The sequence below is a fragment of the Pseudomonas sp. EA_5y_Pfl2_R50 genome (genome assembly GCF_963970475.1).
Taxonomy (GTDB): domain Bacteria; phylum Pseudomonadota; class Gammaproteobacteria; order Pseudomonadales; family Pseudomonadaceae; genus Aquipseudomonas.
This window is the reverse complement of sequence record NZ_CAXAPT010000013.1, coordinates 145,391-166,830: the sequence shown is the minus strand read 5'-3', so window position 1 is coordinate 166,830 and position 21,440 is coordinate 145,391. Positions and strand designations below refer to the sequence as shown.

Genomic DNA, 21,440 nt, shown 5'->3' with positions numbered 1-21,440 from the left:
CATTGAGATTTTGAAAATGACCGACAACAGCATCAACAAAGCCTTCGAAGCCGAGTGCCGGGAACAGATCGCCCAGCAGGGTGACGACCAGAAACTCACTGGCCTTGCCCGTGATTTCTTCAACGAATCGGCGAAGCACAAATACAGCTACCACTTCTCGTGGATGGGCCGTCCGATCATCCAGCTGCCACAAGACATGATGGCGATGCAGGAGATCATCTGGCAGGTCAAGCCGGATCTGGTCATCGAGTGCGGCATCGCCCACGGCGGCTCGATCATCTACTACGCCTCGTTGCTCGAGCTGCAAGGCCATGGCGAAGTGCTGGGTATCGACCTCGACATTCGTCCGCACAACCGCGAAGCCATTGAGAGCCACCCGATGGCCAAGCGTATCAAGATGATCGAAGGTTCGAGCATCGACGCCGGCATCGCCGCCCAGGTGCAAGCTGCCGCCAAAGGCAAGAAAGTCATTCTGGTGCTGGACTCCAACCACACCCACGATCACGTCCTCGAAGAGCTGCGTCTGTACGCACCGTTGGTGTCGGTCGACAGCTACTGCGTGGTCATGGACACCGTGGTGGAAGACATGCCGGCCGACTTCTTCCCGGATCGTCCTTGGGGCCCGGGCGATAACCCGAAAACCGCAGTATGGAAATACCTCGAAGAGAACCAGGACTTCGAGATCGACCAGCAGTTGCAGAACAAGCTGCTGATCACCGTGGCGCCGGATGGCTATCTGCGTCGCGTCCGTTAATTCGCAACATCCCCAAAGCGTTATCTCGGCGAGTCGCCGGTTGTGGAGAGAAGTTATGCAAGGCAAGTACAGTTCTGAACTGACGCTACCGGTCAACGAGCTGTTGACGGTGGTGCTGATTACTCACAATCGGCCGGCATTCCTGCGCCGGGCGGTGAAGTATTACAGCAGCCTGCCCTGCAAGATCATGGTGCTGGACTCCACACCCGAGCGTCCGCAAGGGGATTTTTCCAGCGTCGATTATCACCACGTGCCGCAATTCGCCTATTGGGGCATGCAGGCCAAGCTAGCCTATGGCGTCGAACAACTGACCACGCCGTACATGGTGCTGGCGGCCGACGACGACTTCATCCTGCACGATTCGCTGGTCGAATCCGTGGGCTTCCTGCAGGCCAATCCGGATTACGGCATGTGCCACGGCTACTGCATGATGTACCTGACCCTGGCCGGTGGCGTCAGCTACTACCGCCGCGACAAGAAGGTCCAGGAAGACTACTGCTCGGACAACGCCCAGGAACGGGTGGTCGATTACATGAGCCAGTACATCCCGCCGTTCTATGCGGTGACCCGGACCGACCTGATGAAGCGCTGGCATTCGTCGCTGCCGCCGGGCACCAGTTTCCAGTGGCAGGAAATCGGCCACGTCTACTTCCTCCTCGCCAGTGCCAAGGCGCGGATTCTGCCGATGCCTTACGTGGTGCGCGAGATCAACTACGGCGCCTCCGAACACAGCACCGAGGTGTACCACTCGCTGACCTACGTCGATGCCAGGTCCGTCGCCGAGCGTGAAGCATTTGCCGAATTCCTCGCCGCGTTGCCTACCCAGATCAACGACCTCGATGCCAAGCAGGGCAAGGCGTTCGCCTTGCAAAGTTTCGAAGCGATGGTCGACAGCCTGCAATCGGGTCGTGCGCTGACGGCGGAACTGATCATCCAGTCCACCTGGAATCAGGAACTCAAGTACCCGGATCGCCGGTTCGGGCCGTTGCAGTACGTCGAAATGCCGTTCTACAACGAGGCGTTCTTTGATCGCCTGGCGCATTTCGAATTCATGCTGCACGCCATGCCGGCGGGGCGCATTCAACTGGAAGGGCTCGAAGGCATCTGGACCCGCCAGGCGCACTTGCTGCAGGCGCGCAACAACGACACCCCGGAAAGTGTTCTCGACCGTTTGTGGCAGGCCCATGACCTCAATGCGTTCAACCGCATCGTGGTCAAGCGTCTGGCCGCACAACTGGCGTCGATGGGCGAAGCCGAGGAAGCGCAAGACATGCTGGCGTGGATCGCGCGCCTCGAAGCGCTGACCGACGAAGATCATCAGGCGGTGATGGACACGATGCAGTCCGGTCGCCTGCTCAAGTGGCTGGCCGCGCGCGCACCCGGCGAGCACCAGATCAAGGCAATCGGCGAACATTTGTCGGTGAATGGCGGCGGCCCGCAGTTCGGCATTTTCCTGCTGGACATGGACGACGACATCGACAAGCTTCAGGTCTCTCTCGACAGCTTGCTGGAAGGCCAGTGCAAGGCCTTCCGGATTGTCGTGTTCACCACCGGCGAAGCGCCGGCCGCGACCACGGCGCAGAACATCCTGCACTTTGTCCGCGTGACCCCGGACAATCTGGTCGACAAGCTCAACCAGAGCGCGCGTCAGTCGCCGTGCGACTGGCTGTTGCTGGCCGAGGCTGGCGACGAATTCACCGCCAGCGGCCTGCTGCGCGCCAGTCTGGAACTGATGAACGCCGGCGATTGCCGCGCGGTCTCCACCGACGAAATCCAGCGCCAGGAAAACGGTGCGCTGGTCGACGTGTTCCGTCCTGGCTTCAACCTTGACCTGCTGCTGAGCCTGCCAACCCTGATGGCGCGGCACTGGCTGGTGCGCCGCGACGCCCTGGTGGAGGTCGGCGGCTACCGCGCCGACTTCAGCAAGGCGCTGGAACTCGATGTTCTGTTGCGCCTGATCGAAGAGCATGGCCTCAACAGCCTGGCGCATCTCGACGAACCGCTGCTGATTACCCAGGCGCCGGAGCTGGCCGAGAACCCTGACGAGCGCCTTGCGCTGCTGCGTCATTTGGGCAATCGCGGCTACAAGGCCAAGGTCACTTCGGCGGTGCCGGGGATTTACCAGATCGACTACCACCACAGTGAGCGCCCGCTGGTGTCGATCATTATTCCGGCGGGTAACGATCTGGCCGTGTTGCAACGCTGCCTCGATGGGGTGTTGCTGCGCACCCGTTATCACCAGTACGAAGTGCTGATCGCCGCCACGGCGGAGCAGAGCGCTGAGGTCAACGACTGGCTGGGCACTTACCAACACCCGAAAGTCGAGGTGCTGCGCAGTGATCGGGCGCTGAGCGCAACAGCGTTGTTCAACGCCGCCAGCCGTCAGGCCCGGGGCGAGTATCTGGTGCTGCTGGCCGCTGATGCCGAAGTGGTCAATCCGAACTGGCTCGACTCGCTGCTCAACCATGCCCTGCGTCCGGAGATCGGCGTGGTCGGCCCGAAACTGATCGACCGTGATCGCAAGATCAGTCAGGCCGGATTGATCCTGGGCATGAACGGCGGCGTCGGTTCGGCCTTCGTCGGTGAGAAGCACGATGCCGACGGTTACCTGCATCGCCTTGCGGTGGAGCAGAACTATTCGGCGGTATCGAACACGTGCCTGATGGTGCGCAAAGCGCTGTTCGACGCACTGGGCGGTCTGGACGAAAGTGCCTTCGTCGACGCTTTCAGCGATGTCGATCTGTGCCTCAGCGCGGCCCAGGCCGGCTACCTCACGGTGTGGACGCCAGCGGTGCAGGTCATCCATCCGGGCGGCATGCCTGAGGCGCCACAGGCCCTGGCGGCGCTGCGGGAAAAATGGCCGGCCGCGTTCGCCCAGGATCAGGCGTACAACGCCAACCTGAGCCTGAACGGCAAAGGTTTTGTGCTCAATGACAGCGCCGCGCTGAACTGGGCGCAGTTGCTCGCTTAAGCCTGCCGGACAGGGAACAGGAATCACAACATGTTCAATGGAAAATCGATCTTCATCTCCGGTGGTACCGGCTCGTTCGGGCGCAAGTTCATTGCCCGTCTGCTGGAGCAATATCAGCCCAAGCGCGTGGTGGTGTTCTCCCGCGATGAGCTCAAGCAGTACGAAATGCAGCAGACGTTCAACGCGCCGTGCATGCGTTACTTTCTCGGTGACGTGCGCGACGCCGAGCGTCTGCGTCAGGCCATGCGCGGCATCGATTACGTGGTGCATGCCGCCGCGCTGAAGCAGGTGCCGGCAGCCGAATACAACCCGACCGAATGCATCCGCACCAACGTCAATGGCGCGGAGAACATCATCGCCGCCGCCATTGATAACGGCGTGAAGAAAGTCGTGGCGCTGTCGACCGACAAGGCGGCGAGCCCGATCAACCTGTACGGCGCGACCAAGTTGCTCTCGGACAAACTGTTTGTCGCCGCCAACAATATCGCCGGTGAGCAGCCGACCCGTTTTGCCGTGGTGCGCTACGGCAACGTGGCCGGCTCCCGTGGTTCCGTGGTGCCGTTTTTCAGCCAGCTGATTGCCAGCGGCGCTCAAGAGTTGCCGATCACCGACGAGCGCATGACGCGGTTCTGGATCACCCTCGACCACGGTGTGCAATTTGTCCTCGACAGCTTTGCGCGCATGCATGGTGGCGAAGTGTTCGTGCCGAAGATCCCGTCGATTCGCATCGTCGATCTGGCGCGGGGCATGGCGCAACATCTGCCGCACAAGAACGTCGGCATTCGTCCCGGCGAAAAACTGCATGAGCTGATGGTGCCGCTGGACGATGCACGGATGACCCTTGAGTTCGAAGATCACTACACCATCCAGCCGTCGATCCGCTTCACCAGCGTCGATGTCGATTTCGCCCTCGACAAAGTCGGTGAGCGGGGGCGAGCGGTCAGCGAAGATTTCGAATACCGCTCCGACACCAATCCGCATTTCCTTTCGGTCGGGCAGATCGCCGATCTGCACGCGAAGCTCTCGGTATGATCCCTTACGGTCGGCAGAGCCTCGACCAGGCGGACATCGACGCAGTGGTCGAGGTGCTGCAATCGGATTGGCTGACCCAAGGGCCAACCATTGAGCGCTTCGAGCAGGCGATGGCCGAACGTTGTCAGGCGGATTTTGCTGTGGCGGTGTGCAATGCCACAGCGGCGTTGCACATTGCCTGCCGCGCCGCCGGCCTCGGCCCGGGCGACCGTTTGTGGACCACACCGAACACCTTTCTCGCCTCGGCCAACTGCGGACGTTATTGCGGCGCCGAGGTGGATTTCGTCGACATCGATGCGCTGACCTGGAACCTCGACGCCTTTGCCCTGGAAGCGAAACTCGGCCAGGCCGAGCGGGACGGCACGCTGCCGAAAGTGCTGGTGGCGGTGGCGTTCTCCGGGCAGAGCTGCGACCTGCGCAAGATTGCCGAACTGGCAGAGCGCTATAACTTCACCGTAATCGAAGACGCCTCGCACGCGGTAGGGGCCCGCTATGCCGGACGCCCGGTGGGTTGCGGTGAGTTTGCGGCGATGACCGTGTTCAGTTTTCACCCGGTGAAGATCATCACCAGTGCCGAAGGCGGCATGGTGCTGACCAATCACCCGCAGCTGGCCGAGCGCCTGCAACGCCTGCGCAGCCACGGCATGACCCGCGACCCGCAACAGATGACCGAACCCAGCCACGGCCCGTGGTACTACCAGCAGATCGAGCTGGGCTTCAATTACCGGATCACCGATTTGCAGGCGGCGCTGGGCTTGTCGCAACTCGGCAAACTGGACGGTTTCGTTGCCCGTCGCCGCGAACTGGCGGCGCGTTATGATCGCTTGCTGGCGTACCTGCCGCTGACGTTGCCCAGTGCGCAGCCAGAGGCGGAGTCGGCGTGGCATCTGTACGTGGTGCGCCTGCAGACCGAGCGTATCGGCCTGACCCACCGTCAGGTGTTCGAAGGTTTGCGTGCAGCCGGTATCGGCGTGAACCTGCACTATATTCCAGTACATTTGCAGCCGTACTATCGTGACCTGGGGTTCGCCGAGGGCGACTTCCCCGAAGCCGAGCGTTATTACGCTGAAGCGATCAGCCTGCCGCTGTTCCCGTTGCTCAGCGAAGAGCAGCAGGATCATGTGGTCGAGCAATTGCGCCGGCTGACCGAATAAATCCCGCTGCGGCGGTGGATGAGACTGTGCGATGCGTGATCTGAGCGAGCAGGAAAAATTCTGGCAGGGCGAGTTCGGCAACCAGTACGTTGATCGCAACGTCGGACAGCCGCTGGTGGCGGCCAATCTGGCGTTGTTCGCCAAGGCTTTGAGCCGCACCGCACGTATCGACAGCGTGGTGGAGTTGGGCACCAATGCCGGCAACAACTTGCAGGCGTTGCATCAACTGCTGCCGCAAAGTGATTTGTTCGGGGTCGAGATCAATGAAAGCGCCTGCGCGCAGGCGCGAACACTGGGCATTGCGCAGATTTGGCACGGCTCGCTGTTCGACTTTCCTCGCGAGCGCATGTATGACCTGACTCTGAGTAAAGGTGTGCTGATCCATCTGGCGCCGCAATTGTTGGCGAGCGCCTATGCGCAGTTGTACGCGCTGAGTCGGCGCTACATCCTGATCGCCGAGTACTACAACCCGGCGCCGGTAGAAGTGTCCTATCGCGGCAACAGCGGCAAGCTGTTCAAACGCGATTTCGCCGGTGAAATGCTTGATCGCTATCCCGATCTGCAATTGCTCGATTACGGCTTTGGTTATCACCGTGATCCGCGATTCCCGATAGACGACATCACTTGGTTCCTGCTGGAAAAACGTCCTTGAACTGTGTCGCGATCATCCCGGCCCGCGGCGGCAGCAAGCGCATCCCGCGCAAGAATCTGTTGCCGTTCGACGGCGTACCGATGATTGTCCGTTCGATCCGTACCGCGCTGGATTCAGGCTTGTTCGATGAAGTGGTGGTGAGCACCGACGACGCGGAAATCGCCGAGGTGGCGCGCACGCACGGGGCGCAGGTGCCATTCATGCGGCCGGCGGCGCTGGCCGATGATTTCACCGGTACCGCTGCGGTGATCGTGCATGCTCTGGAGCAACTGCCGTCGTTCGATTACGCCTGCTGCGTGTACGCCACCGCGCCGCTGTTGCAAGTGCGCTATCTGCGTGAAGGCTTCGAGTTGCTGGAGCAGCATGCGGACAAGTCGTTTGCCTTCTCGGTATGCGATTTCGGTTTTCCGGTGCAACGGGCGCTGACTCTGGACGAGCAGGGCGCCTTGACCGCTTTGTATCCGGAATTTCGCAACACCCGCTCCCAGGACCTGACCGCAGCGTTTCAGGATGCCGGCCAGTTCTATTGGGGCCGTCGCGAGGCGTGGCTGCGTGGCGAAGTGTTGTATTCGCCGGCGAGTCTGCCGGTGATCCTGCCCCGGCATCTGGTGCAGGACATCGACACGCCGCAAGACTGGAAACGCGCCGAATATTTGTACGCCGCGCTCAAGGCCGGCGGAGAACTGCAATGAGAGTGCTGATTCGTGCCGACGCCTCGCCGACCATCGGCAGTGGCCACATCGCCCGTTGCCTGACGCTCGCGCGGGTGTTGCGCGCGCAGGGCAGTCATGTCGCGTTTGCCTGTCGGCGTCTGCCGGGACATCGTCTTGATGCGCTGGGCGCCGAGGGCTTTGCAACCTTCGCGCTGCCGGAGCGTTATGCCGACGAAGACCCACAGCAAGCCATCGAGTCGATGTTGCCGTGGCAGCACGACATTGATGCGCTGGGCTCGCAGCTTGCAGGGCAAGCCGAGTTCGACTGGATCATCGTTGATCACTATGGCCTCGATCATCACTGGCAAACTGCAGCACGGCGCTGGGCGCATCGCATCGCAGCGGTGGACGATCTTGCCACCCGGCGCTACAGCGTCGATCTGCTGCTCAATCAGAACCTCTCCGGCCTCAGCGAAAACTACGCGCCGTTGCTGCCCGAGGGCTGTCGCACCTTGCTCGGCCCGCGTTATGCGATGTTGCGCGAGGAATTCAATTGCCCGGCCATCGCGATCCAGCCCAAGGCCCGGCGGGTGTTGGTGAACTTCGGCGGTTTCGACGCGGCGCGGCAAACCCATCACGCGATGCTCGCGCTGGCGGATTTCACCGAGCTGCAAGTGGATTTCGTCGCCGGGGCCGACAACCCGGCATGGGCGACAATGCAGGCGCTGGCCGAAACGCGGCCGAACTGGCGCCTGCACAGTTTTGTCAGCGATTTCTACCAGCGCATGACCGAGGCGGATCTGTTTATCGGCGCCGGTGGCGGCACCAGTTGGGAGCGCGCGGCGATGGGGCTGCCGACCATCTGCATCGCCGTGTCGAACAACCAGCAGAACAACGGCGAAGTGATGGCCGCCGCGGGGGCGCATGTGTTCATGGGCGCCCGCGAGCAGGTCAGCGTCGAGCAGTTGCGCGATGCCATCGGCTTTGTCACCGGCAATTATTTTTTGCGCCAGAGCCTGGCCGAACGCTCGCGGCAACTGGTCGACGGGCGCGGCGCGTTGCGCGTTGCCGCCGCACTGGCCGGCGCGGTGCTGACGATCCGGCCCGCCACGCCCGAGGATGCGCAGTTGTTGTTTGACGGGCGCAACGCCGAAGCGGTGCGCCGTTGGTCGCTGACGAGCGCGCCAATCGACTGGCCGCAGCACGTCAACTGGCTGACAGCGAGTTTGCGCAACCCGCAACGTCTGCTGTTGATCGCCGAGGCCGACGACGGCCCGGTCGGGGTGCTGCGCTATGACCTGCGTGGGTTTGATGCGCAAGTGTCGATCTATCTGCTCGAGGGTCGATTTGGCCTGGGTTGGGGCAAGTCGCTGCTGGCGCGGGGCGAGGCGTTCGTCACCCGTCACTGGCCGCAGGTGATTGCAATCACCGCTGATGTGCTGCCGGCCAATCGTGCCTCGTTGAATGTGTTTCGTGACGCCGGGTTCACTCAAAGTGCCTGTGCGTTCACCCGTGTTTTGAAGGATCACCCCCATGACTAGTTTCAAGATCGGCGACCGTTTGATTGGTGCCGATGCGCCGCCCTTCATCATTGCCGAGATGAGCGGCAACCATAACCAGTCGCTGGACGTCGCCCTGCAAATTGTCGAAGCGGCGGCCAGGGCCGGTGCGCATGCCTTGAAACTGCAAACCTACACCGCCGAAACCATGACCCTGGATCTGGCCGAGGGCGAATTCTTCATCAAGGACCCGAACAGCCTGTGGGCCGGGACTTCGCTGTACGACTTGTACGAGAAGGCCCACACCCCATGGGAGTGGCATGCGCCGATTTTCGCCCGGGCCAAAGCGCTGGGCATGCTCGCGTTCTCCACGCCGTTTGACGACAGCGCGGTGGACTTTCTCGAAAGCCTCGACGTGCCGGCCTACAAGATCGCCAGTTTCGAAAACACTGACCTGCCGCTGATTCGTCGCGTGGCCGCTACCGGCAAACCGTTGATCATTTCCACCGGCATGGCGAGCATCGCCGAGCTCGATGAAACCGTGCGCGCTGCTCGCGAGGCCGGTTGCAAGGATCTGGTGCTGCTCAAATGCACCAGCACCTACCCGGCGACGCCGCTCAACAGCAACGTGCGCACGATCCCGCATCTGCGTGAATTGTTCGGTTGTGAAGTGGGCCTGTCGGATCACTCCATGGGAGTTGGTGTGTCAGTGGCTGCTGTGGCGCTTGGCGCGACGGTGGTGGAAAAACACTTCACCCTCGACCGTTCAGCGGGCGGGGTGGACGCCAGCTTCTCCCTGGAACCGGCGGAAATGGCCAGTCTGGTGCTGGAAACCGAGCGCGCCTGGCAAGCGATGGGCCAGGTGCATTACGGTGTCACCGAGGCAGAACGCAAGTCGCTGGTCTATCGCCGCTCGCTGTACGTCACCGCTGACATGGCCGCTGGCGACCCCTTCACCGGGCACAACCTGCGCGCCATTCGCCCGGGCCTCGGACTGCCGCCCAAGCACGCCGAAGCGGTTCTGGGTCGCTGTGCCCGCACGGCGATCAAGCGCGGCACGCCGCTGGACTGGTCGTTGGTCGAATAACCCGATCTGCACCGATTCGGCAAAATAGCGTGACCTGCGAGTCATAACGCGCATCTTCACTGTATTGTATTGATCGGGGAGATGGCGCCTGGCTCGTATTCGATTCCAGTGATAGCCCTTTGCGCTCCCCGTGGCTGCCCGTTGTGGCGGCCGTTTTCTGTTTGTCGGCGCCCCTCGAATCCTTGCGAGCGGTGGTCTTGGGCTGTTTTTTATTGGGAAGCCGTAATGATTGGCATAAAAAGCATTGCGAGCTACGTTCCTGTAGCCGGCGTGGACAATTACGCACAAGGTGCAAAATTCGAGAAGGATGAAGAATTCATCCTTGGCAAGATCGGTTCGGCCTTCCTGCCGCGCAAAGACGCTGAACAGGAAACTTCCGATCTGTGCGTGGAAGCGGCCAATGCGCTGTTTGCCAGCAATCCTGAACTGAAGCGTGAATCGATTGACGCATTGATTGTCGTCACCCAGAACGGTGACGAAGAAGGCTTGCCACACACCGCGGCCATCGTGCAGGACAAGCTCGGTCTGCCGACCAGCGTCGCGGCGTTCGATATTTCTCTGGGTTGCTCCGGTTACGTCTACGGCATTTACGCGATCAAGGGCTTCATGGAGGCCGCCGGCCTGAAGAATGGCCTGCTGATCACCGCTGACCCGTATTCGAAAATCGTTGATCCCGAAGACCGTAACACCACCATGCTGTTCGGCGATGCCGCCACGGCTACGTGGATGGGCGAAGACCCGACCTGGGCGCTGGGCAAGGCCAAGTTCGGCACTGACGGTTCCGGCGCACCGCACTTGAAAGTGACCGATGGCGTGTTCTTCATGAACGGTCGTCAGGTGTTCAACTTTGCGTTGCTGAAAGTCCCGGCGCACTTGCATGAGCTGCTCGACGATTCCGGCCTCAAGGCCGATGACATCGACGCGTTCTGCATTCACCAGGGCAGTGCGGCCATTGTCGATGCCGTGGCGCGGCGCTTCGAAGGCGAGCCGCAGAAGTTCATCAAGGACATGGTCGAGACTGGCAACACGGTGTCGTCGAGCATTCCGTTGCTGCTGGAAAAACACGTAATCGATTCCGATTGGCAGCGTATTGCGCTCAGCGGATTTGGTGTCGGTCTGTCGTGGGGCTCGGCGATTATTTATCGCCCTTGAGCTGAATCAAAAACGGCGAATACAAAAATAGCGTTCAAGGTTAACCTTCAACGCTATTTTTTTGCCTGAAAGGGAGCGCAAGGCGCCATGAGCGAATTTTTGCAAGCCAATGCCGAAGTGTTGCAGCGGCGCTGGCCGGCGCTGTTCGAGCGACTTATGGCTGAAGACAGTGCGGCAATTCAGGCCGAACTGGTTGATGGGCTGGGCTCGACGCTGAGTGTTAACGGCATTCAACTCACCAGCCGCCACGACCGCCTCCACGAAGCCCAGGTTCAGGCGGCCAGCCTGCCCGACAAAGCGCAATTACACGTCTATGGCACTGGCCTCGGCGATCTGCCTGGTGTCCTGCTTGAGCGCGAAGGACTGCAGCGCTTGTACGTGCACATCCTCAACGGCGCCTTGTTCGCGCTGGTGCTGCAGTTGCTCGATCAGCGGGACTGGCTGGAAGATCCGCGCATCGAGTTGTTTTACGCCGGCGATCACTCGGACATGTTCACGCCGTTTTTCGCCTTGCCGGCCGAGATGCTGCTGGCCGATGACTTCAATGCGAAGATCCGTGACCGGTTGGTCAATGAAGTTCATTTGAGTTTCAACAATCGCGAGTTCGATGCGCAGTCGCCGTTCATTCAGCAGCGTTTGCAGGAGTGCTTGCCAGTGCTGTTGGGCGATGACGATGTCGCACAATTGTTCGGCAGTTGTACTGATCGCGAAATCTACGTGATCGGCACCGGCCCGACCCTTGAAGGGCACTTTGAGCGACTGGCAGCAGCGCGGGCTCAGGCGCAGCGCCCGATGTTCATCTGTGTCGACACCGCTTATCGGCCGTTGCTCGAGCACGGTATCAAGCCCGATCTGGTGGTCACCATCGATCAGCGCATCAGCTTTCGCCATTTGCCTTTTGAGCAATCTGATGGCATCGCCCTGGTGTATCTGCCGATGAGTGATCCCGAGGTTCTGGGCGCCTGGAAGGGCAGGCGTTACGGCGGCTACTCGGCCAGTCCGATCTATGCCGGCCTGCGTGAGCAGCATCCGCGCGCGCTGTTGCATGTCGGCGGCAGCGTGATTCATCCGGCGGTGGATCTGGCGGTGAAAATGGGCGCGGCCCGGATCACGCTGTTCGGTGCCGATTTCGCCTTCCCGATGAACAAGACCCACGCGGGCTGGGGCGACGGTGACCTGGGCCCAGGGGTCAATCAGGCGCGGCACTGGGTGCGCGACGGCAACGGCCAGCGGGTCAGTACCCAGCTCAATTTCCGTGGTTATTTGTGTGTACTTGAGCGCTATATCGCTGCGCACCCGCACGTGCAGTTCTTCAATAGCAGTCGGGCGGGCGCGCTGATCGCCGGCACGCAATTCAATCAGGAGTTCGTGCAATGAGCGCCATCGACCCGTCCATCGACGATTGCCGCCAGTGCGCCAGGCTGTTTCGGCTGGGGCGGGATGTCGAGGCTGCGTTGATCATGGTCGATGTCTTCGAGGGGGTGCAGGTGTCGCTGGTGTCCGCCCCGGCGAATATCCAGCAATCCTGGGCGCAGGTGCTGACCGCCATGCTCGATTGCCAGGAGCGGCAGGATTGGTTGGGGCTGGCCGACTCAATGGAATATGAGTTGCTCGAACTGCTGGAATCGGCACGCCACTGAAGTGCCTCGACAGCACTGGCCCGCAGCTTTGCGCCGCAGTCGGTTTTATGACGTCATTTTTTCGCGAAGGGAGGGCGGCTAAGCCCTTGTTTTCTCGGGGGTGGCAGGGTGATGGCAAATTTTTTTCAAAAAGCCCTCAAGCAACCTGATTACCCGACGATAACTATTACGAAGGTTCTCTAGGCCATACCCGGCGGTTGCCAGGGCCGGAAGCCGCAGTACCCAACCAACGAGGAATTCGTCATGGCTTTAACAGTAAACACCAACACCACATCGTTGAACGTTCAGAAAAACCTGAACCGCGCTTCCGACGCCCTGTCGACTTCGATGCAGCGCCTGTCTTCCGGCCTGAAAATCAACAGCGCCAAAGACGACGCCGCTGGCCTGCAGATCTCCAACCGTATGTCCTCGCAGATCCGCGGTAACACTCAGGCGATCCAGAACGCCAACGACGGTATCTCCGTTGCCCAGACCGCTGAAGGCGCTCTGCAAGCTTCGACCGACATCCTGCAGCGTATGCGTGAACTGGCTGTTAAAGCACGTAACGGTACCAACGGCACTGCTGACCAGACCGCTACCAACGCTGAATTCGCTCAGATGTCTGACGAAATCACCCGTATCTCCGCTGCTACCAACCTGAACGGCAAAAACCTGCTGGACGGTTCGGCTGGTACTGTGACCCTGCAAGTTGGCGCAAACACTGGTTCGGCTAACCACATCGACCTGGTACTGAGCTCCAAGTTCGACGCCGTCAGCCTGTCGGTTGGTAGCGGTACTGTAGTTCTGACCGGTACTTCGGGTACTGGCGCTGGTTCTGCTTCGCAGAACATCGACAACGCGATCACTGCAATCGACGCCGCTATCGCTGCAATCGGTGCAACCCGTGCCAGCCTGGGTGCTTCGCAAAACCGTCTGACCAGCACCATCTCCAACCTGCAGAACATCACTGAAAACACCACTGCTGCACAGGGTCGCGTACAAGATACCGACTTCGCCGCAGAGACTGCTAACCTGACCAAGCAGCAAACCCTGCAACAGGCTTCGACCTCTGTTCTGGCTCAAGCCAACCAACTGCCTTCCGCTGTACTGAAGCTGCTTCAGTAATTTCGGAACAGGTTTTGGCGGGGGAGTGCGCTAGTCGTGCTCTCTCGCTTTTTCACGTCAGGAGGTGATGGGCATGGACATGAGCGTAAAGCTTAACGTGTCGTATCCGGCTCCCAAGCCAGCGACCCCGGTTGCTGAAAAGCCGTCAGAGACGCCTAAAGTCACCAGCATTGCCGATGTTCCGGTTGCAAAGAACCAGGAATCGGACGATGCGAAGTTGAAGCTGGCGGTGCAAGAGATCGAAAAGTTCGTACAGTCGATCAAGCGTAATCTGGAGTTCTCGATTGATGAGCACTCTGGCAAGGTCATCGTCAAGGTGATCGCGAGCGAAACGGGTGAGGTCGTGCGACAGATCCCCTCCGCAGAAGCTCTCAAGCTGGCAGATAGTCTGGCCAATGCAAGCCATGTGTTGTTCGACGCCAAAGTCTGATAGCTGGCATGAATAGTGTTTGTCTGTCTTTATGACGCCAGGAAGGGTCAAAAGACTGGCAGCAACCTGAAGGGAGATGCACATGGCAAGTCCAATTTTACCGGGTTCGGGCCTGGGTTCCGGCCTGGACATCGGTGCAATCGTTACCGCGCTGGTGAACGCCGACAAATCGGCGAAGCAGACGCAGATCGATTCCGCCACCAAAACCAACACCCTGAAGATCTCGGGTGTGGGTACGCTGAAAAGCGCATTGGCGGCCTACCAGAAGGCAATGACCGATCTGGGTAGCAAGACCAATCCTGCGTTTGCCGGCTACACGGCGACCTCGGGAACTCCGGCAACGCTGACTGCTACCTCCGACAATACCGCGGTTTCGGGCACTTACAGCGTTGTGGTAAACAATCTGGCGACCGGCTCGAAAGTAGCCAGTGCATCCTTTGCCGGCGGTGCGGCCAGTGCCATTCCGAGTGGTACCCTGAAAATCAGTCAGAATGGCACTGATTACAATGTCGCGATTCCGGCCAATGCCACGTTGCAGAGCACTCGCGACGCCATCAACACGGCGCAGGGCAGCAACGGTATTTCCGCCAACATCGTGACTGACAGCTCGGGCGCTTCGCGTCTGGTGATCAGTTCGAACAAGACCGGTGCGGGCTCCGATCTGACAGTCAGCGGTATCGCTGGCCTGGAAATCGACGGCACCCAGGTGATGTCGGCTACGCCGACCGCCGGTGAGTCGGGTGCTGTGGGCGCCATTGCGATGGATGCCAAGCTGACCATCGATGGTCTTGCCGTGACCAGCAAAAGCAACACCGTGACCGGCGCGGTCAGTGGCCTGAACATGACGCTGGTGTCCGCCAGCGCGACCCCTGTGGTGGTCAAGGTCGACACCAACGCCACCGGTTTGCAGGCTTCGGTTCAGCAGTTTGTCGACGCCTTCAACACGTTGAAGAACACCATCGACACGCTGTCCAAGGCTACACCGGACGAAGATGGCAAGTTGACGGTGCAAGCGGCATTTACCGGCGATTCCATGCCGCGTACATTGCTCGCCGATCTTCGTGCGCAGTTGACCACTTCATCGCCAGGCGATCTGGCCGTGTTGTCTCAGCTCGGCGTCATGACCAACCGTGACACCGGTAACCTGACCCTGGACACCACAGCCTTCAACAAGGCAATGGCCCAGCCAGGCATGACCGGCAAGGTTCAGCAGTTGTTCAGCGGGACCAACGACACCAATGGTCTGCTGGCGCGCATGAGCAAGGCGGTAGACCCGTATCTGAAAGCATCCGCCGATGGCAAGACCACCAGCGGCCTGCTCGATCAGCGTCTGACCATCCTGAACAACAACACGCGCAACCTGACCTCGCAGCAATTGGCGCTGGATCTGCGTGTGGCCAACCTGACCAAGACGTTGACGGCAAAATACAACGCCATGGACTTGCTGGTAGGGCAGATGAAGGCGACGGCGAGCAACATCACCTCGTTCTTCAGCTCGCTCAACGCGCAGCAATCCGCGAAGTAACAGGCTAGAGCGACAAAAACCCGGCTACGCTTTATCGGCGTGCGCCGGGTTTTTGTCTTTTGATCTAAAGTTTTGTGATTCGTTGGCGATACACTGGTTATACGAGTCATTGTTGCAATGAGGTAGAACATGAACCCGATGTTAGCCCTTCGGCAGTACCAGAAAGTCGGTGCCCACGCGCAGACTTCCGAAGCGAGCCCGCACCGTCTGGTGCAGATGTTGATGGAAGGTGGCCTGGCCCGAATCGCTCAGGCCAAAGGCGCCATCGAGCGCAAGGATATTCCCGGCAAGTGCACTTCGATCAGCAAGGCCATTGGCATCGTGAGTGGTCTGCGTGAGGGTCTGGATCTGGAAAACAGCGCGGATACGCTGGCTGACCTGGACGGCCTGTATATCTACATGATGAAACGTCTGGCCGAGGCGAATATCAGCAGCGACCCACGCATTCTCGATGAGGTTGCAGGCCTGCTGAGCACGGTAAAAGAAGGCTGGGATGCAATTGCGCCCACGCCAGCTCCGCAGTTCTGAAGGAGATCGTCATGAGTCTTGTATTGCAGCGAATCGCCGATACCCGTGAAGCGTTGGTCAGTGCCCTGGCCGAGCGTAACTGGGAAGCCATTGGCGAGCTGGATCTGGCTTGCCGTTCCTGCATGGAAGACGTCATGGCTGAGGCTTCGCTGGACGAAGTCGCGTTGCGCGACAACCTTGAGGAGCTGCTGCACGTCTACAAAGACCTTCTTGAGGTCGCTATGGGTGAGCGGCAGGCGATAGCCAACGAGATGTCGCAGATCACCCAAGCGCAGAACGCGGCAAAGGTTTACCATCTGTTTGGTTAATTAACACCCAGTTAATCCAGACATGTGCGCCATAAATTTGACTGTGCACGGTTTTTTGACTTAACTAGTGGCTGTTTTCAGATTTCAGGCGTCTACAGGCACAAGGTGTCCTGCAAGCGTCTCGCTTGCCCCATTTTTCGGGCATTGAGTTGACTAGGGAAGTTGCTATTGCATGTGGCGTGAAACCAAAATTCTGCTGATCGATGACGATAGCGTCCGCCGCCGCGACCTGGCGGTGATTCTAAATTTTCTTGGCGAAGAAAATTTACCCTGCGGCAGCCATGACTGGCAGCAGGCAGTCGGCTCTTTATCGTCTAGTCGTGAGGTCATTTGCGTACTGATCGGGACGGTCAATGCTCCTGGTGCGCTTTTGGGCTTGCTAAAGACACTCTCGACCTGGGATGAGTTCCTTCCGGTTTTGCTGATGGGCGATAATTCTTCCGTCGACTTGCCTGAAGACCAGCGCCGCCGAGTGCTGTCGACCCTCGAGATGCCACCCAGCTACAGCAAGCTCCTCGACTCCCTGCACCGTGCCCAGGTCTATCGCGAGATGTACGACCAGGCCCGCGAACGCGGTCGCCACCGTGAACCCAATCTGTTCCGCAGCCTCGTCGGCACCAGCCGTGCGATTCAGCACGTGCGCCAGATGATGCAGCAAGTGGCCGACACCGATGCCAGCGTGTTGATCCTCGGCGAGTCCGGCACCGGCAAGGAAGTGGTCGCGCGCAACCTGCATTACCACTCCAAACGGCGCGACGCCCCCTTCGTCCCGGTCAACTGCGGGGCGATCCCTGCAGAGCTGCTGGAAAGCGAACTGTTCGGCCACGAGAAGGGCGCGTTCACCGGCGCGATCACCAGCCGTGCCGGCCGCTTCGAGCTGGCCAACGGCGGTACGTTGTTCCTCGACGAAATCGGCGATATGCCACTGCCGATGCAGGTCAAACTGCTGCGCGTCCTGCAGGAGCGCACCTTCGAGCGCGTGGGCAGCAACAAGACCCAGAGCGTCGACGTGCGCATCATTGCCGCGACCCACAAGAATCTCGAGAGCATGATCGAGATCGGCACCTTCCGCGAAGACCTCTACTATCGTCTGAATGTGTTCCCGATCGAGATGGCGCCGCTGCGTGAGCGCGTCGAAGACATTCCGTTGCTGATGAATGAACTGATCTCGCGCATGGAGCACGAGAAGCGCGGTTCGATCCGTTTCAATTCCGCCGCGATCATGTCGCTGTGCCGTCACGGCTGGCCGGGCAACGTCCGTGAACTGGCCAACCTGGTTGAGCGCATGGCGATCATGCACCCATACGGGGTCATCGGGGTCGTCGAACTGCCAAAGAAGTTCCGCTACGTCGACGACGAAGACGAGCAAATGGTCGACAGCCTGCGCAGCGATCTGGAAGAGCGTGTGGCGATCAACGGCCATACTCCGGACTTCACCGCCAACGCCATGCTGCCGCCGGAAGGCCTGGACCTGAAGGACTACCTCGGTGGTCTGGAGCAGGGCCTGATTCAGCAGGCGCTGGACGATGCCAACGGCATTGTTGCGCGTGCCGCTGAGCGTCTGCGCATCCGGCGTACCACGCTGGTGGAGAAGATGCGCAAATACGGTATGAGCCGGCGCGAAGGAGATGAACAGGCGGATGATTGACGCCTGTTTTTCAACCTCCTCATTTATAAGCGGTTTTTTTTAGGCACGGGTATTGCTACATCCCTCGCAACGTTCCGTTTCACTGACGGTCAGCCAAGCGAGAGAGCACAATGCCCCAAGCCGCCCAGATCTCTTCTGCCTCCGAGTCCGAGGGGCAACCCTCGTCCGTAGAGCACGCAAGCCGGCAGGGTCTTGAACAGGCTTTCGAGCTGTTCAATCAGATGTCCAGCCAGCTCACCGATTCCTACAGCATGCTCGAAGCGCGGGTCACCGAGCTCAAGGGCGAGCTGGCTGTGGTCAGCGCCCAGCGCATGCAGGAACTGGCGGAAAAAGAGCGCCTGGCCAACCGTCTGCAAAATCTCCTCGATCTGTTACCCGGTGGTGTCATCGTCATCGATGGTCACGGCATGGTGCGCGAAGCCAATCCAGCGGCCATCGATCTGCTCGGCCTGCCGCTGGAAGGCGAGCTGTGGCGTCAGGTGATTGCCCGCTGCTTCGCTCCCCGTGAAGACGACGGTCACGAAATCTCTCTGAAAAACGGCCGACGCCTGTCGATTGCCACCCGTTCGCTCGACGCCGAGCCGGGTCAACTGGTTCTGCTTAACGACCTGACAGAAACCCGTCATCTGCAAGATCAACTGGCGCGCCACGAGCGGCTGTCCTCGCTGGGGCGCATGGTGGCCTCGCTGGCGCATCAAATCCGCACGCCGTTGTCCGCTGCGTTGTTGTACGCCAGTCATTTGGCTGAGCAGGAACTGCCGGTCGCCACCCAGCAACGTTTCGCCGGGCGACTGAAAGAGCGCTTGCATGAACTCGAGCACCAAGTGCGCGACATGCTGGTATTCGCTCGCGGTGAGTTGCCGCTGACCGATCGCCTCACCCCCAATGCCTTGATGCAAGCGCTGCAAGCGGCGGCGCTGACGCATGTGCAGGATCTGCCCATTCGCTGGCAGTGCGACAGCCATGCCGGCGAGTTGCTGTGTAATCGCGACACGCTGGTCGGCGCACTGTTGAACCTGGTCGAAAACGCGATTCAGGCCAGCGCCGGTGATGTGCGCCTGAAAGTGCACTGCTATACCCGCGACAACGCCTTGCGCATCAGTGTCAGCGATAGCGGCAGCGGCATTGAGCCCGCCGTTCTGGCGCGATTGGGCGAACCGTTTTTCACCACCAAAGTGACCGGCACTGGCCTGGGCCTGACCGTGGTCAAGGCTGTGGCCCGGGCGCATCAGGGAGAATTGCTGCTGCGTTCGCGCGTCGGACGCGGTACGTGCGCGCAGGTCATCCTGCCGCTGTTTTCCGCTGTACAGGGAGCTGAGTGAACCCCATGGGCATCAAGGTTTTGCTGGTCGAGGATGACCGTTCGTTGCGCGAGGCGCTGACCGATACGCTGATGCTGGCCAGTCATGATTACCATGCAGTCGGCAGCGCTGAAGAGGCGTTGACGGCGGTGTCCCGCGAAGCGTTCAGTCTGGTGGTCAGCGACGTCAACATGCCCGGCATGGATGGTCATCAATTGCTCGCGCTGCTGCGGGCCCGCCAGCCGCAATTGCCGGTGTTGCTGATGACTGCGCACGGCGCCGTCGAGCGCGCAGTCGATGCGATGCGCCAGGGGGCGGCAGATTATCTGGTCAAGCCGTTCGAACCCAAGGCGTTGCTGGATCTGGTGGCACGCCATGCGCTGGGCAACATTGGCGCGAGCGAAAGCGAAGGCCCGATTGCCGTTGAGCCGGCCAGTGCGCAGCTTCTCGAATTGGCTGCGCGCGTCGCACGCAGCGATTCCACCGTATTGATCTCTGGCGAGTCCGGGACTGGCAAGGAAGTGCTGGCGCGCTACATTCATCAGCAATCCCGTCGCGCCAATCAACCGTTCATTGCGATCAACTGCGCCGCAATCCCGGACAACATGCTTGAAGCAACATTGTTCGGGCACGAGAAAGGCTCATTCACCGGCGCCATCGCTGCGCAGGCCGGCAAGTTTGAACAGGCCGACGGCGGCACCATTCTGCTCGACGAAATTTCTGAAATGCCCCTCGGCCTGCAGGCCAAGCTTTTGCGCGTCTTGCAAGAGCGTGAAGTGGAGCGTGTCGGTGCGCGCAAGCCCATTACCCTCGATATCCGTGTGGTGGCGACAACCAACCGCGACCTGGCGGGCGAGGTGGCGGCGGGGCGCTTCCGTGAAGATTTGTTTTACCGTTTGTCGGTTTTCCCCCTGGCCTGGCGTCCACTTCGCGAGCGCACTGCCGATATCTTGCCGCTGGCCGAGCGCCTGCTCGCCAAACACGTCAATAAAATGAAGCATGCGGCGGCGAAACTCTCGCCTGAGGCGCAAGCGTGCCTGACCGCTTACCCGTGGCCGGGCAACGTGCGCGAACTGGATAACGCCATTCAGCGAGCGCTGATCTTGCAGCAGGGCGGTTTGATTCAGCCGCAGGATTTCTGTCTCGCCGGTGCCGTGACGTTCGCCGCATTGCCGCTCGCAACACCGGCGCCAATGGCCGTTCGTGACGTGGGAATTGAAGCGGATTCCGCTGGCGCCTTGGGCGATGACCTGCGCCGCCGGGAGTTTCAGATGATCATCGATACGCTGCGCGCCGAACGCGGGCGACGCAAGGAGGCGGCGCAAAAGCTCGGCATCAGCCCGCGAACCCTGCGCTACAAGCTGGCGCAAATGCGCGATGCCGGGATGGACGTCGAAGGCTACCTGTTCGCCACCTGAGCTGATGCACAACCCATTGTGGGAGCGGGCTTGCTCGCGAAAGCGCTATGTCGGCTGAATAAATAACGAGTGACGCGCCGACTTCGGGAGCAGGTCCGCTCCCACAGTCGTTTTGCGTGACTGATCGTGCAGGCGGTGCTCCGATCAGCTTTTGTGAAATAACTCTGCCGAGCTGGCACCCTTGTTGCTAATACCTGTGTACCCGCCGAGTGAGTGTCAAAAAATTGCGGGCCGCCCAAGAGAGTAGACCATGAGCCAAGGTATTGAATTTAATCGGTTGATGATGGACATGCAGGCCATGAAAGTGGATGCCATGTCTGCGCCGAAATCGACGACCGCTGTCCCTGAACTGGCGGGCAGCAGCTTTTCCGACATGCTCGGTCAGGCGATCAACAAGGTCAGCGATACCCAAACGGCATCGACTCAATTGGCCAACGCCTTTGAAGTGGGCAAAAGCGGCGTCGATCTGACGGACGTGATGATCGCTTCGCAAAAAGCCAGCGTGTCGTTCCAGGCTCTGACCCAAGTGCGCAACAAACTGGTTCAGGCTTATCAAGACATCATGCAGATGCCGGTTTAAGGAC

The 21,440-nt window shown here is 60.2% G+C and carries 20 protein-coding genes; all 20 read left to right on the top strand.

Going from position 1 to position 21,440, the window contains the following annotated elements; genetic code table 11:
* Positions 1-16: 16 nt before the first annotated feature.
* Complete coding sequence (locus tag AACY19_RS21795) at positions 17-754, top strand: cephalosporin hydroxylase family protein (protein WP_339453680.1); 738 nt, start codon at positions 17-19, stop codon at positions 752-754.
* Positions 755-809: 55 nt separating this feature from the next.
* Positions 810-3,725: a glycosyltransferase family 2 protein gene (locus AACY19_RS21790; protein ID WP_339453679.1), complete on the top strand. Its 2,916-nt coding sequence runs from the start codon at positions 810-812 to the stop codon at positions 3,723-3,725.
* A gap of 30 nt (positions 3,726-3,755) precedes the next feature.
* Positions 3,756-4,757, top strand: a complete 1,002-nt coding sequence (gene pseB / locus AACY19_RS21785; protein ID WP_339453678.1) for a UDP-N-acetylglucosamine 4,6-dehydratase (inverting) — start codon at positions 3,756-3,758, stop codon at positions 4,755-4,757.
* On the top strand, positions 4,754-5,911 hold the full coding sequence (pseC, locus tag AACY19_RS21780) for a UDP-4-amino-4,6-dideoxy-N-acetyl-beta-L-altrosamine transaminase (RefSeq protein WP_339453677.1): 1,158 nt from the start codon (positions 4,754-4,756) through the stop codon (positions 5,909-5,911). Before pseB ends, pseC begins: the two co-directional genes overlap by 4 nt.
* Positions 5,912-5,942: 31 nt before the next feature.
* Positions 5,943-6,563, top strand: a complete 621-nt coding sequence (locus AACY19_RS21775) for a pseudaminic acid biosynthesis-associated methylase (RefSeq protein WP_339453676.1) — start codon at positions 5,943-5,945, stop codon at positions 6,561-6,563.
* A complete protein-coding gene (gene pseF / locus AACY19_RS21770; protein WP_339453675.1) occupies positions 6,560-7,255 on the top strand; it encodes a pseudaminic acid cytidylyltransferase in 696 nt (231 codons plus the stop codon). Before AACY19_RS21775 ends, pseF begins: the two co-directional genes overlap by 4 nt.
* Positions 7,252-8,757, top strand: a complete 1,506-nt coding sequence (gene pseG, locus AACY19_RS21765; protein ID WP_339453674.1) for a UDP-2,4-diacetamido-2,4,6-trideoxy-beta-L-altropyranose hydrolase — start codon at positions 7,252-7,254, stop codon at positions 8,755-8,757. Before pseF ends, pseG begins: the two co-directional genes overlap by 4 nt.
* Positions 8,750-9,802, top strand: coding sequence for a pseudaminic acid synthase (pseI, locus tag AACY19_RS21760; RefSeq protein WP_339453673.1), 1,053 nt, complete (start codon positions 8,750-8,752; stop codon positions 9,800-9,802). The genes pseG and pseI overlap by 8 nt, the downstream gene beginning before the upstream one ends.
* A 225-nt stretch (positions 9,803-10,027) precedes the next feature.
* Complete coding sequence (locus tag AACY19_RS21755) at positions 10,028-10,954, top strand: ketoacyl-ACP synthase III (protein WP_339453672.1); 927 nt, start codon at positions 10,028-10,030, stop codon at positions 10,952-10,954.
* Positions 10,955-11,041: 87 nt separating this feature from the next.
* Positions 11,042-12,331, top strand: a complete 1,290-nt coding sequence (locus AACY19_RS21750) for a motility associated factor glycosyltransferase family protein (protein WP_339453671.1) — start codon at positions 11,042-11,044, stop codon at positions 12,329-12,331.
* Positions 12,328-12,594 (top strand): hypothetical protein, encoded by a 267-nt coding sequence (locus AACY19_RS21745; protein WP_339453670.1) that lies wholly within the window; start codon positions 12,328-12,330, stop codon positions 12,592-12,594. The genes AACY19_RS21750 and AACY19_RS21745 overlap by 4 nt, the downstream gene beginning before the upstream one ends.
* Positions 12,595-12,837: 243 nt before the next feature.
* Positions 12,838-13,698: a flagellin domain-containing protein gene (locus tag AACY19_RS21740; protein WP_016771090.1), complete on the top strand. Its 861-nt coding sequence runs from the start codon at positions 12,838-12,840 to the stop codon at positions 13,696-13,698.
* 73 nt (positions 13,699-13,771) lie between these two features.
* The gene (locus AACY19_RS21735; protein WP_339453669.1) at positions 13,772-14,128 is read left to right on the top strand and encodes a flagellar protein FlaG; all 357 of its coding nucleotides are present in this window, start codon (positions 13,772-13,774) and stop codon (positions 14,126-14,128) included.
* A gap of 82 nt (positions 14,129-14,210) precedes the next feature.
* Entirely contained in the window at positions 14,211-15,653 is a 1,443-nt protein-coding gene (gene fliD, locus AACY19_RS21730) for a flagellar filament capping protein FliD (RefSeq protein ID WP_339453668.1), read from the top strand.
* 129 nt (positions 15,654-15,782) lie between these two features.
* Positions 15,783-16,181 (top strand): flagellar export chaperone FliS, encoded by a 399-nt coding sequence (fliS, locus tag AACY19_RS21725; RefSeq protein WP_123452708.1) that lies wholly within the window; start codon positions 15,783-15,785, stop codon positions 16,179-16,181.
* Positions 16,182-16,192: 11 nt separating this feature from the next.
* On the top strand, positions 16,193-16,489 hold the full coding sequence (locus AACY19_RS21720; RefSeq protein ID WP_339453667.1) for a flagellar protein FliT: 297 nt from the start codon (positions 16,193-16,195) through the stop codon (positions 16,487-16,489).
* A gap of 172 nt (positions 16,490-16,661) precedes the next feature.
* Positions 16,662-18,137 carry a sigma-54 dependent transcriptional regulator gene (locus AACY19_RS21715; protein WP_003222863.1) on the top strand — a complete coding sequence of 492 codons (1,476 nt, stop codon included), beginning with the start codon at positions 16,662-16,664 and terminating at the stop codon, positions 18,135-18,137.
* A gap of 110 nt (positions 18,138-18,247) precedes the next feature.
* Entirely contained in the window at positions 18,248-19,459 is a 1,212-nt protein-coding gene (locus AACY19_RS21710) for a sensor histidine kinase (protein WP_339453666.1), read from the top strand.
* Between the two features lie 5 nt (positions 19,460-19,464).
* Positions 19,465-20,856: a sigma-54-dependent transcriptional regulator gene (locus tag AACY19_RS21705; protein ID WP_339453665.1), complete on the top strand. Its 1,392-nt coding sequence runs from the start codon at positions 19,465-19,467 to the stop codon at positions 20,854-20,856.
* 250 nt (positions 20,857-21,106) lie between these two features.
* A complete protein-coding gene (gene fliE, locus AACY19_RS21700) occupies positions 21,107-21,436 on the top strand; it encodes a flagellar hook-basal body complex protein FliE (protein WP_339453664.1) in 330 nt (109 codons plus the stop codon).
* The last annotated feature ends 4 nt before the right edge of the window (positions 21,437-21,440 follow it).